General features: G+C 39.7%; 11 protein-coding genes and 1 tRNA gene. 4 read left to right on the plus strand and 8 right to left on the minus strand.

All coding sequences use genetic code 11. The features are described 5' to 3' along the window. Positions 1–48: 48 nt before the first annotated feature. Positions 49–1,197: an N-acetylglucosamine-6-phosphate deacetylase gene (gene nagA, locus BAU16_RS00875; protein WP_137605274.1), complete on the minus strand. Its 1,149-nt coding sequence runs from the start codon at positions 1,195–1,197 to the stop codon at positions 49–51. Between the two features lie 76 nt (positions 1,198–1,273). Further along, positions 1,274–2,104 carry a helix-turn-helix domain-containing protein gene (locus BAU16_RS00880; protein ID WP_161526197.1) on the minus strand — a complete coding sequence of 277 codons (831 nt, stop codon included), beginning with the start codon at positions 2,102–2,104 and terminating at the stop codon, positions 1,274–1,276. A gap of 134 nt (positions 2,105–2,238) precedes the next feature. On the opposite strand from BAU16_RS00880, the gene BAU16_RS00885 reads away from it, so the two are divergent. Further along, positions 2,239–2,424: a hypothetical protein gene (locus tag BAU16_RS00885; protein WP_048605058.1), complete on the plus strand. Its 186-nt coding sequence runs from the start codon at positions 2,239–2,241 to the stop codon at positions 2,422–2,424. A gap of 197 nt (positions 2,425–2,621) precedes the next feature. Here BAU16_RS00885 and BAU16_RS00890 read toward each other — a convergent pair whose 3' ends face one another. Both BAU16_RS00890 and BAU16_RS13505 read right to left on the minus strand, forming a co-directional pair. Further along, positions 2,622–3,839: a pyridoxal phosphate-dependent aminotransferase gene (locus BAU16_RS00890; protein WP_137605273.1), complete on the minus strand. Its 1,218-nt coding sequence runs from the start codon at positions 3,837–3,839 to the stop codon at positions 2,622–2,624. Positions 3,840–3,940: 101 nt separating this feature from the next. Further along, positions 3,941–4,111, minus strand: a complete 171-nt coding sequence (locus BAU16_RS13505) for a hypothetical protein (protein ID WP_171000801.1) — start codon at positions 4,109–4,111, stop codon at positions 3,941–3,943. Between the two features lie 105 nt (positions 4,112–4,216). On the opposite strand from BAU16_RS13505, the gene BAU16_RS00895 reads away from it, so the two are divergent. The 3 genes from BAU16_RS00895 (at position 4,217) to BAU16_RS00905 (ending at position 5,520) form a co-directional block, all read left to right on the plus strand. Continuing rightward, a tRNA-Leu gene (locus BAU16_RS00895) sits at positions 4,217–4,299 on the plus strand. A 386-nt stretch (positions 4,300–4,685) separates the two neighbouring features. Continuing rightward, positions 4,686–5,219: a methyltransferase family protein gene (locus BAU16_RS00900; protein WP_161526198.1), complete on the plus strand. Its 534-nt coding sequence runs from the start codon at positions 4,686–4,688 to the stop codon at positions 5,217–5,219. Positions 5,220–5,235: 16 nt separating this feature from the next. After that, positions 5,236–5,520, plus strand: a complete 285-nt coding sequence (locus tag BAU16_RS00905) for a hypothetical protein (RefSeq protein ID WP_161526199.1) — start codon at positions 5,236–5,238, stop codon at positions 5,518–5,520. Between the two features lie 36 nt (positions 5,521–5,556). Here BAU16_RS00905 and BAU16_RS00910 read toward each other — a convergent pair whose 3' ends face one another. The 4 genes from BAU16_RS00910 to glgA all read right to left on the minus strand — a co-directional run bounded on the left by BAU16_RS00910 (position 5,557) and on the right by glgA (position 12,121). After that, positions 5,557–6,327: a hypothetical protein gene (locus BAU16_RS00910; protein ID WP_161526200.1), complete on the minus strand. Its 771-nt coding sequence runs from the start codon at positions 6,325–6,327 to the stop codon at positions 5,557–5,559. A 68-nt stretch (positions 6,328–6,395) separates the two neighbouring features. Next, positions 6,396–8,195: a glycoside hydrolase family 13 protein gene (locus tag BAU16_RS00915; RefSeq protein WP_161526201.1), complete on the minus strand. Its 1,800-nt coding sequence runs from the start codon at positions 8,193–8,195 to the stop codon at positions 6,396–6,398. After that, a complete protein-coding gene (locus BAU16_RS00920; RefSeq protein ID WP_442896814.1) occupies positions 8,192–10,600 on the minus strand; it encodes a glycogen/starch/alpha-glucan phosphorylase in 2,409 nt (802 codons plus the stop codon). Before BAU16_RS00920 ends, BAU16_RS00915 begins: the two co-directional genes overlap by 4 nt. 84 nt (positions 10,601–10,684) lie before the next feature. Next, complete coding sequence (gene glgA, locus BAU16_RS00925; protein WP_161526203.1) at positions 10,685–12,121, minus strand: glycogen synthase GlgA; 1,437 nt, start codon at positions 12,119–12,121, stop codon at positions 10,685–10,687. Position 12,122 lies beyond the last annotated feature (1 nt).

Raw genomic sequence — 12,122 nt, forward strand, 5'->3', positions numbered from 1 at the left:
TAATTTCTGTCGTAAAACAGAAGCTAGTCGGTTCGGTCTGATTTGTTTTTATGCGTGGTAACGTTCTACTCCGTCAAGATATGTTGCGGCTAACGTCATATCTGGATTTAAAACGATAAAGTCTGCAGCACGATTTTTTGCGATTGATCCACAGGCATCGTCAATTTTACAACTGATAGCTGGTACTAATGAGCCCATCATCACTGCTTGTTCTGGTGTTGCAATTCCCCAGTCAACAACATTTTTGATAGCTTCCTTCAATCTCAAGATACTTCCGGCAAGATTTCCAGATTCCAAACGGGCGGTACCGTCTTTTACTACCACCGGAAATTCTCCCAACATATAATGGCCATCAGGCATTCCTCCGGCCATCATACAGTCGGTAATCAATGCTACATGATCATGTCCAGCTTTTTCCATCAAAATTTCTGCCGCTTGAGGATGAACATGATGACCATCACAAATCAATTCAGAAAAAACATGTTCCAATGACAATAATGCCCCAACCATACCTGGTTCACGGTGATTCAATCCCCGCATTCCATTGTAGGCATGAACGAAAACGCTCGCTCCCGCTTCAACAGCGTGTTGTGCTTCTTCTAAGGTTGCATTACTGTGTCCTAAAGAAACCACCACACCTTCGCTGGTCACTTGTTCCACAAACTCTGCCACACCCTTACGTTCAGGTGCTAAAGCAATTTTTTTGATGATTCCGCCTGAAGCTTCTTGCCATTCATGGAAAGTTGCCAAATCAGGATCGCCAAAATAAGAAGGATTTTGCGCACCTTTATGTTCTTCTGTAAAGAAAGGTCCTTCAAAATAAATACCTTGAATTTTAGCTCCGGTTACCTCTTGATGCACCTTGCCGACAGTTTCTGCTACATCCCGCAAACGTTCCTTGCTGGAAGTCAAAGTTGTAGGCAAGAAGGAAGTTACACCACAAGAAAGCAAGCCTTCACTCATTGCTTTGATTCCTTCTGCATCGTTATCCATCACGTCATGATTCATAAAACCGTGAATATGTGTATCCACTAAGCCGGGGGCAATCCATTTTCCGCTTTGATCGATTACTTTTGCGTCCTTGTCAGACAATTCAGAAGTAAAATCACCAAATTTTCCTTCTGTGATTTCTAAATAGCCGGGTCCTTTTACACCAGATTTCAAGAAAAACTTGTCAGCAAAAATAAATGTTTTCATTGCACTCGCTCCTTTAATTTTCTAATTTAAAACTACTCCTATTGCCAAAAGAAGTCAAGAAAAGGTCTACACCATTTTAAATTTTATTTATTTCTTCCATTTGTCGGTAACGAGTAAAATACTGTGCTGCGGCTTCTCTATTCTGAGAGGCTTCTAAAAGTTGTGCTTTTAACTGAAAGAGTTCTCCCAGATAGTAATAACTTTTTTTCGCATGAGCCAGCTCGATTCCCTGACTGACAAAAGTTAACGCCTGCTGATAGTCTTTTTGTTCCAGTAAAAAACTACCATAGTTGAAGAAAATCTTTGTCAACCGATTATTGCGGCGTTGCGCTGGCAACCCTCCATAAAGAGTCATGCTTTTTTCCAGATGGGCTTGTGCTTGTGCTGTATCCCCTAAAGCTGAGTACACTCGACCGATACAACTAAGCAACTGGATCTCATTGGCTGACATATGGATTTTATTCACTTGAAAAGTATATGAAAGTCCCTGCTTAAGACTCAGCAAGGCACCATTATAATCCTGATGCAGATAAAATTTGCAACTACCTTCATAGTAGTAATACAATTGCAGGTCTGTATCGAGATACAGTTGATTCAATACATGGGTCTGCTCCAACAACTCTTCTAATTTTTCATACTCATTATGAAAAAAATGATATTCCATCTGTTCTAAAATTTGTTGGCTTTTTTGAATATCATAGCGATGAAACAACATAACCTGATCAATAGTCACGTTCAAACGTTCACATAATTGTTGCATCACCAAAACATTAGGTAATTCTTCATTATTTTCGATACGACTCAAAACACTTTGAGAACAGATATCCTGACTAAGCATTTTTTGTGATAACTGCCGCTCTTTGCGAATTTCCCGAATGACCCCGCCAAATGAAAATTTTTCCGCCATAAAACTCACCTTTTTTATATGCTAATTCGCATTATCATTATTGTTTAGTTTATCACATAATACAAAAAGAACACTAACTACCCTCTCAAGAAATCATGATTTTTTTCGATTAATATATAGTAGGAGTTGATTACATGAGTGAAGCGCTGGTTACGTTTAAATGGAAACACCGATTATTTAAAGGCCGGATCGAAAAGGAATATGAAAATTCTTTTTTAATCAATGTTGCTGAACCTTCCTGTGAAGAAATCACAGAAAAATTTGCAAATCGGCTGATTGTCAGCAAAAAAGATTGTGAACCTTCCCCGATATTACCTTAACAAAACGATAGTTGCTTCTTCTGGTTGCTTCTTGTAGCTATTTTTTCTCGTATTCTTATTTGTCAAAATAACAAACGGGACCTATTTTTGTCTACTAATACGATTTTTATTTCATTAATTTATCATTTAACATAAAAAAACAGCATTCTCCAACACAGGGGCCGAAAGAAGTCCTCAGTTGGAAAATGCTGTTTTGCTTATTTTTGTTGATAGGTAGCCAAAAATTCTCGCATTTTAGCCGTCGTCCATTTTAAGTCGTCCATTTTTGGTAAATAAACGAGACGAAAATGATCCGGTGCTTCCCAGTTGAAGCCGCCGCCATGAACCAGCAAAATTTTATGCTGATGCAAGAAATCCAGAACAAATTGTTCATCATTCGTAATATTAAACCTTTTGGTATCGATTTTCGGGAAAATATAAAAGGCTGCTTTCGGTTTCACTGCGGATAAACCAGGAATATCATTGATTGCTTTGTAAATATATTCCCTTTGCTCATAAATACGTCCCCCGGGCAACAGCAAGTCATCCACACTTTGATACCCACCTAGAGCCGTTTGAATGATTTGTTGGGAAAGAACATTCGAGCATAAGCGCATTGAAGACAGCATATTCAAACCTTCAATATAATCTTTTGCGTGGGCTTTGTTTCCGCTCAACACCATCCAGCCAACTCGAAAACCGGCTACACGATGAGATTTAGATAATCCATTCAAAGTAACGACAAAACGATCAGGTGCTAACGTAGCAATTGGGATATGTTGACGTCCATCCATCACCAATCGATCATAGATTTCATCAGAAAAAATAATCAAATCATTTTCTCTGGCAATCTCCACGATGCCTTCCAAAATTTCTTTTGGATACAATGCTCCTGTAGGATTATTAGGATTGATAATAATGATTGCTTTCGTTTTATCCGTGACCTTCGAACGAATATCGGCAAGATCTGGATACCATTCACTTTGTTCATCACAAATATAATGAACCGGTTTTCCTCCAGCTAAAGAAACAGAAGCGGTCCACAATGGGTAATCTGGAGCAGGTACAAGAATTTCATCGCCGTTGTTACACAACCCCTGCATACACAGGGTAATCAATTCACTGACGCCGTTTCCAGTATAAATATCATTGATAGTGACATTAGGAAATTTCTTTAACTGACAATATTGCTCGATTGCTTTGCGAGCAGCAAAAATTCCTTTCGAATCTGAATAGCCTTCTGAATCACGAACATTCATAATCAAGTCCCGAATGATTTCATTCGGTGCCTCAAACCCAAAAGGAGCCGGATTTCCAGTATTCAGCTTTAAAATACTGATTCCTTCCTCCTGCATTCGTTCTGCTTCTTCCAAAACCGGTCCTCGAACATCATAGCTGACGCCTTCAAGCTTATTTGATTTTGCAAAATTTTTCATCTTATCGGTTATCTCCTTCAGCAATGGTATTTCTTATAACAGTAATTGAAGAAAGCCAAAATTACAATCCTTCGATTCTTCTTTTCAAAAAAGTTTTACTTTTATTCATCCTTTTGATACATCGTTATCAGATTAGCTAGCCAGTCCATGGCAATCCCGATAATTACCCCTAAAAACAAGCCAAACATCAAATTTTCTTTTGCCAGACCAATTAAGATTCCAACAACTATTCCTAACCCGGCAAACGTGCCGTCAAATTTTTTTCCATCCAAAAAAAACACCTCTTGACAAAAAAAATAATCTTGATATGATACTATTGTTGCAAAACTTGCGGTCGTGGCGGAATGGCAGACAGGCAAGTATTAGTTAGTACTCCTGCGGTTGTGGTGGAATGGCAGACACGCATGCTTGAGGGGCATGTGAGCAGTAGCTCGTGTGGGTTCGAATCCCATCGACCGCATACTTTTTTAAAGTAGAACATTTCTTTCTCTTTATGTTTTCATTCATACAGTAGAAAATAACTAATTTGATAACAGCACATCTATCCCTTTTTGCTTTCCACCAAAATAAAAAAATGATAAAATAACAAAGTAAGAGTAACAGATTTAAGCAGAAGATTCTTCCCCAAGACTTCGCTATCTGTTACTCTTTTTAAAAGTGATGTCTATTGACTACTCAATAGTATAAAAGTTGTTCGATTATTGCAAGCAATAACCATTGTTTTTTGAGATGATTTTCATTAAAACTCGTTTCTTTTCCTAGAGTACCGGCTTTCTCTTGCAGCTTGGATATCTGCATTCCGCAGCAAGCTATGATAAGATAAAAGAAAGATTGGGAGGAATGACGATGAATGCGGGACTTCTACTGATACCACTTTTATTTATTCGGTTTATACTCTTGGGCTTATTGAACAAAGATGCCTTAAAGCGAGCGGCTTTCTTTCCTCCGATGAAGGGACTTGAAGAAATCTTTTATCTTCTTTATCAGCTGGCTACGCTCTTTATTTTTATTTACCTCTTCTTTTTAACCATTCATTTGGATGACTGGGTCAGTTTTGTTGGATTATCTACTTATGTATTAGGCTGCCTCTTATTACTCATGGCAACAATCACCTTTGCAGAAAAAAAGCAGTTAATAAAAACCGGGTTGTTTCGTCTTTCCCGTAATCCAATGTATCTTGGGTACTTTATTTATTTTCTTGGCTGTGTTTTTCTCACTCGTTCGTGGGTTTTGTTTTTTTCGTTACTTCTCTTTCAATTTGCCGCCCACTGGATTATCTTATCGGAAGAACGTTGGTGTGAAGAGACCTTTGGCTTAGATTACCTCACCTACAAAAAGAAGGTTCCCCGCTATTTTTTATATGGAAAAGCAAAAAATTAACTAGCAGGAGGCGCTTATGCGAGCCAGTGAATTATTGACGACACTGTCTTTAAATTCCAAAAATGAGGATTACATTGGGATTTATTTTATGAAAAAAAACGTGATTCCCTTTACCACGATCAAAATCGACCAAGAGGGGCAACTGATTTTCTTTTCTGAAAAAGGAAAAGCCCCTCTTTCCATGAAAGAATTGCTACTAACCTTAATGAAAAATAAGCGACGGCAGCTGTTGTTTTGGGATGGAACGACTACTAAAAAAATTTATGGTATTCGAGAAGAAAACAATAAAATTGTCGTTTAAAAAGCCCGCGAAAATTCGCGGGCTTTTTACTCATATCTATTTGAAATAGCCGCTACGACCCAATTCTTGTTCTCCATCCTCAATCAATCCTTTTAGTGAGCGATCCAAAACAGAACGTTTTTTCTCTTCTTTGGAAGTTCGGCGGTATTGTCCACGGGTCATGGTCACCTCAGAATGGTTGAATTTTCGCACGCTGGGGTCCAAATCATTTTTTTCCTGATAAGCTGTCGGTTCTGTATCAAAAAGCAAATAGCTCTCGCGCGATTTATTCATCGACTGAAGCAATTCGTCTTCTGGAACATCACTTTGCTTTTGATCAGGAATAATCGAAGCCGGAATATATTTCGGTACAAAATAAGAGCGTCCAGAATATTCTCGCTTCACGGTGCTTTCCATTTTTTCCTGCGGCTTAGTTTTAACTTTATACGTGGATCGGCGATGCTCCTCTCCAAACAGAGAGGTTTTACCGGTCAAACTAGGTTCAGGTGCTTGCTTTTTCCCATAATCCGGTAAATTTTCCCGATGCTTCTTTAACTCTTCTTGCTGACGAACAGAATGCCCTTGTTTTTCAGCTGTCATTTTTCGTGACCGTCGCAATGTTCGATCTGGATTATGAACCTCTGGATAGTCACTTTGCGAAGACTGATAGCCACGATTGCTCTCATGATTATCTGGAATTTTGGTTAAAATCCAATCATCCGTCTTAGAAAGCTGCCGTTTGTTTTCCCGTTGTATTTTGACCCCTTCCTCATCTGAATATGCTGGAAAGCGGTAATGTTTGCGTTTGATTTCTAAAAAATTGCCCATCCTTGTTCATCCTTTTGTCAGACTTTTCTCCATCATACCACAAAAAAAGTTCGTTGCCATTTACTTTGCTAGAAACTTCCTGAAAAGATTTGCGCCGTCTTACTGACAATAAGTTGATGATCGATAGCCTGTAATTGTGAAAGCGAAAAAGGCAACGTCCGGGTCGTTTTCAGTTCATTCACATGGATGGATTGATCGAATTCAGTTGGATTGACCACCAACAAAAGATAGTCAGCAGTATCAAATCGGAGAATCAGCAGCAAATTATGACAAAACAATACCTGTAATCCTCCCTGAGACAATAAAGGGGTTTCCTTTCGCAGCTGAAGCCATTTATAACAACTTTCATAACAACTCGTATCGATTTCCTCCCAAGGGAAAAATTTGCGATTTTCTGGATCGGTTCCCCCAGTCAGTCCCGCTTCATCTCCATAATAAATACAAGGAATTCCCGGAAAAAATACCAGTAGAGCAAAAGCCAGTGAAACTTTTTGTTTATCGTTTTCTAATTCTGTAAGCAATCGTACCGTGTCATGGGTTCCAAGGTTATTCAACGCCTGATAAAAAAAGTCTGGCGGATAATTTTCCTGTAATTGCGTCACGGCTTCAGCTGTTTGTTGGGGAGAACTCTTTCCCTTCAAAAAATTGAGCATTGCTTCCCGCAGCGGATAGTTCATCACTCCCTGCAAATGATTTCCCAGAGCATATTCTCTTCGCTGACCATAGGAAATCTTATTTGAGGCATCTTCCCAAACTTCACCGATTAAAAGACGTTCCTCATATTTTTCTAAATTTTTGCGAATCCCATGAATAAATGTTTCCGGCAATTCATCGGCGACATCTAGCCGCCAACCGTCAACGCCCAAACGATTCCACTTATCTAACACGCCATTTTCACCATAAATAAATTGCTGAAAATCAAGATTTGTTTTATCAATTTCCGGTAAGTCAGTGATTCCCCACCAAGACTTGTATTTTTCTGGGTATGAATCAAACTTGAACCAGGAAAAATAAGGACTCGCAGTTGACTGATAGGCACCTTCTTTTTCACCGTATGCCCCATCAAAATTGAAATAGCGGCTATTTTTCCCCACATGACTGAATACGCCATCTAGCACCAGATGCATGTTGTTTTTGTGCAATGTATTAATCAACTGAACAAATTCTTCCTCGGTTCCCAGCATACTGTCGATTTTCAGATAATCGCCCGTATCATAGCGATGGTTGCTACGGGCTTCAAAAATCGGATTAAGATACAGCCCGGTAATTCCCATTTTTTTAAGATAAGGAAGTTTTTCAATGATTCCTTGCAGATTTCCCCCGAAGAAATCCCACCGTAAAATTTCCCCGTCCTCATCCTTCACGTACAACGGAGCATCCTTTGTTGTTCCGTATAAAAAAGAATTTGGTTTCGGTGCATTGACTTGCTGATTCGGATTTCCATTGAAAAAACGATCAGGAAAAATTTGATAAAAAATCGCTTCTCGGTACCATTTAGGGGCTTTATCTTCCACATAACAAGTCACCTGATAGTCAGAAATCGCTGATGCCTCTTTCACACAACAGCTTTCTCCGGCTGTATTTTTACCGTAATACAGTAGATCTTCTCCTTGAAACTGAATCTCAAAATGATAGAAATACAACCCTTTTCCTTCGTTGAAAAAAAACTCGTATTGGTATTCCGGAGAGCCAAAATTTTCAAGTTGAATACGATGGGCAGCGTGATAATCTTTATGGATAACCAAAAAAGCTGCTTCAACGTTGGGTTCCTTGATTGTTAAAGAAAATTTGACAAAGGCTTTTTCCACTACCGCACCAAAAGGATCTTTGTGCTGAATCAGCCAAGGGTCATAATAAATCTGTTTCATGCGTTTTCTCCACCACTTTTTGTTGGATTTATCTGCCAAATATCCTCTGCGTATCGTTGAACCGTCTCATCTGCTGAAAAACGACCCGCATTGGCGATATTGATCAAGCTTTTTCGTTGCCACAAAGTTTGATCCTGATACCACTGATTGATGGTTTCCTGAGCGTGACAATAAGCCTCAAAATCCCGCAGCAAGAAATATTCGTCATTGTATTTCAGCAAAGAATCAAAAATTTCCTGTCCTTCAAAATCGATATTAGGAATACTTCCATCAATCAACGCATTCAAGATTTTTTGCAGCACGGGCGATTCATCATACAGTGCTTTTGCTGAGTAATCACGGTTTTCGTAATAGGCATAGACTTCTTTTTCCGTCAAACCAAAAATAACGATATTTTCTTCTCCAACCGCATCCCGAATTTCTACATTGGCACCATCTAAAGTTGCAACTGTAATGGCTCCATTTAACATCAATTTCATATTGCTAGTTCCCGATGCTTCCTTAGATGCCAAAGAAATTTGTTCACTGACATCTGCCGCAGGAATGATTCGTTCCGCTAAAGTAACATTATAATTTTCTAAAAAGACAATTTTCAATCGACCGGCAATCGTCGGATCATTGTTTATCAGATTCCCAACCTCGTTGATTACTTTAATAATCGCTTTTGCGTAGCTGTAACTCGGTGCGGCTTTCGCCCCAAAAATAAAGACACGTGAAGGAATCGCCAAGTCAGGATTTTCTTTTAATTCAAAATAAAGCTTCAAAATATGCAATAAATTCAACAATTGTCGTTTATAGGCATGGAGCCGTTTGATCTGTACATCGAAAATAGCCGTTGGATCTACTTGGATGCCGGTTGTTTCATAAATATAACCCGCTAATCGAATTTTATTTTCCTGCTTCGCAGCCGACAACTCATTCAACGTTTCTTCATCATCTAAATAATTCAATAGCAAACGCAGGTCTTCAGGATTTTTACGCCAAGAAGTTTTGATTTTTTTATCCAAGACTGCTGAAAGCGGCTCATTTGCCAGTTGTGACCAACGACGTTGCGCGATGCCATTGGTTTTATTATTGAAACGATCAGGATAAATCCCATAAAAATCATGTAATACTACACTTTTTAATAATTCTGAATGCAGTTTGGCCACACCATTTGTGCTGTGACTGCCAATAATTGCTAAATGTGCCATGTGGACTTGTCCGTTTTGAATAATCCGTGTCCGTTGAATCAACGAATCATCATAAGCCAATTGCTTTTTCTCCACAAAGCGACGATCGATTTCTTCAATAATTTGATACATCCGTGGCAGCAGTGATTTCATCAAGTCAATCGGCCATTTTTCCAAAGCTTCTGCCATGATGGTGTGGTTGGTATAGCTCATCACTTTGACGGTGATCTCCCACGCCTGTTCCCATTGCAGCCCCTGCTCGTCCAACAATAACCGCATCATTTCTGGAATACACAATGCCGGATGGGTATCATTGATGTGGATCGCAACAAATTCACTTAAGCAATCCAATGGTTTTTTTAATTTTAAAAAATACCGTAAAATACTTTGCACCCCAGCGGAAACAAAAAAATACTCCTGAGCCAAACGAACCATTCGCCCTCGTTCATTTGAATCATCCGGGTAAAGCACTGCGGTCAAATCCTCAAACTCCCGTCGATCTTGAATGCTTGTATATTTTGCTTCCTCTGAAGTTGGAATCTCTACCCCCCACAAACGCATGGTATTCACTACATCGTTTTGATACCCGATCATCGCCGTATCATAGGGAACTGCCCGCAAGATTCGTTGGTTCTTATAAAACGGTTTTAATTTTCCTGACTCGTCCGGTACCATATAAACTTCTCCAGAAAAACGAACATCCACAGCTTTACTTTCTTTGCGAACTTCCCAAACATTTCCGCTTCTGAGCCATTCATCCGGCAATTCAACCTGATACCCATCCACAAATCGCTGTTTGAACAATCCGTAATCATAGCGGATGCCATTGCCGTTGCCCGGCAGACCACTAGATGCAATGGCATCCATAAAACACGATGCCAGACGTCCCAATCCGCCATTTCCCAAGGCCATATCCTTTTCTACATTGGCTAATTCTTCTAAATCAATTCCCATCTCTGCCAATCCTTCCCGCACCAGCGGAAGAATCCCTAGATTTAATAAATTGCTTTTCAGCATTTTCCCCGGTAAAAATTCGATAGAGAAATAATAAACCTGCTTTTTCTCTTCCGTTAAATAATTTTTCCAAGTTTGTCGCCAATTATCTGAATACAATCCCCGAACCACACTGCCCAACACAGTGAATAATTCTTGCGGAGAAGCATCCGTAATCTCCATTGCATATTTCTCTTTCAACCGTTGCCGCATATCGTTCTTAAACCTTTTTTTTGTCAACTGCATTTGTTTCTCTCCTTTTTTAAAAAGAGGATGCCATTGAGCGCTGTCAATGATTCATCCTCTTACTCTTTTCTTTATCTATTAAGGTTTCACCAGTTCTTTATACAACGAAAAATAATTCTCCGATGAAGTGGCCCAACTAAAATCTCGCGACATCGCCTGATAAATAAGATTGTTCCAAGCAGGCTGGGAAGTATGATACAAGTCAACGGCTTTCGTAACTGCCTCCAAAAAACGAAAAGCAGTAAACTCAATAAAACCAAATCCAGTTCCTTGTCCCGTAACCGGATTAAAAGGAACCACCGTGTCTTTTAGTCCACCGATTTCATGAACCACTGGCAAGGTGCCGTAACGCATCGCCATCATTTGTGACAATCCACAGGGTTCAAAGGCAGAAGGCATCAGAAAAATATCTGCTCCGGCATACATCTGTTGTGCCAATTGAACATCAAAAGAAATCGATACGGCACATTTTTCCGGATACGCATGAGCAAATCGTCGAAACTGTTCCTCAAATTCCGGATCACCGGTTCCCAATAAAACAAACTGCACCTCTTGCTGCATCAACTGTGGAAATTCTTCCAACAATAAATGGAAACCTTTTTGGTAGGTCAAACGGCTCACTACCGCTAACAGTGGAATATTTTCGTCGATCGGCAAACCCATTTTTTGCTGCAATGCTTGCTTGTTCGTGCCTTTTCCTGTTAAATCATCCATCGAAAAAGCAGCTGGCAGTGCCGGATCTGTCTCTGGATCAAAGCTGTCATAATCGATTCCGTTGATAATTCCCCGCAATTTCCCAGCTTCCATACGCAAAATTACTTCCAGACCTGCACCAAAAGCTGAGGTTTTGATTTCTTCAGCATAAGAAGGACTGACGGTATTCACTCGATCGGCGTACAAAATCCCCGCTTTCATGAAATTCAAGCAGTCATCCAAACGGACAGTTCCGTCATGATACCGTTCCATCCCCATGCCAAATAATTCCGGCAGCATTTCACCGCTGTATTTCCCCTGAAACTCAATATTATGAATGGTTAACACCGTTCGAATGCCTCGATAATTTTGAATCCATCGATATTTTTCCTTCAACAAAAAAGGAACCATCGCCGTGTGATAATCATTCAAATGCAAAACATCGGGAATAAAGTTGATACGCTCCATCATTTCTATTAGTGCTTGTTGAAAATAAGCAAATCTTTCGCCATCATCGTAATAGCCATATAGATTGTCCCGAGCAAAGTAATACTGATTGTCAATAAAATAATAGGTAACGTTGCCCATAACCAAACGCTTGATGCCACAGTATTGGTTTCGCCAGCCCACGCGAACGGAAAAAGAAAACAACTCTTCACACTGTTCTTTGTATTCCTCAGGCATTTTTGTGAAATAAGGTAACACCACGCGGATATCTACCCCTTTTTTCGCCAACTCTTTAGGCAAAGCTCCGGCTACATCTCCTAGTCCACCAGTTTTGAAAAACGGGGCGCACTCGGCTGAAGCAAAAAGGATTTTCATT

Origin of the sequence: Enterococcus sp. JM9B, from assembly GCF_009933265.1 — a bacterium.
Taxonomy (GTDB): domain Bacteria; phylum Bacillota; class Bacilli; order Lactobacillales; family Enterococcaceae; genus Enterococcus_C; species Enterococcus_C songbeiensis.

Bases quoted from the DNA above. Each gene is read 5' to 3' on its own strand.
- BAU16_RS00905 (WP_161526199.1), top strand. From the start codon at position 5,236: ATGCGAGCCAGTGAATTATTGACGACACTGTCTTTAAATTCCAAAAAT.
- nagA (WP_137605274.1), bottom strand. From the start codon at position 1,197: ATGAAAACATTTATTTTTGCTGACAAGTTTTTCTTGAAATCTGGTGTA.
- BAU16_RS00910 (WP_161526200.1), bottom strand. From the start codon at position 6,327: ATGGGCAATTTTTTAGAAATCAAACGCAAACATTACCGCTTTCCAGCA.
- BAU16_RS00880 (WP_161526197.1), bottom strand. From the start codon at position 2,104: ATGGCGGAAAAATTTTCATTTGGCGGGGTCATTCGGGAAATTCGCAAA.
- BAU16_RS00885 (WP_048605058.1), top strand. From the start codon at position 2,239: ATGAGTGAAGCGCTGGTTACGTTTAAATGGAAACACCGATTATTTAAA.
- BAU16_RS00900 (WP_161526198.1), top strand. From the start codon at position 4,686: ATGAATGCGGGACTTCTACTGATACCACTTTTATTTATTCGGTTTATA.
- BAU16_RS00915 (WP_161526201.1), bottom strand. From the start codon at position 8,195: ATGAAACAGATTTATTATGACCCTTGGCTGATTCAGCACAAAGATCCT.
- glgA (WP_161526203.1), bottom strand. From the start codon at position 12,121: ATGAAAATCCTTTTTGCTTCAGCCGAGTGCGCCCCGTTTTTCAAAACT.
- BAU16_RS00890 (WP_137605273.1), bottom strand. From the start codon at position 3,839: ATGAAAAATTTTGCAAAATCAAATAAGCTTGAAGGCGTCAGCTATGAT.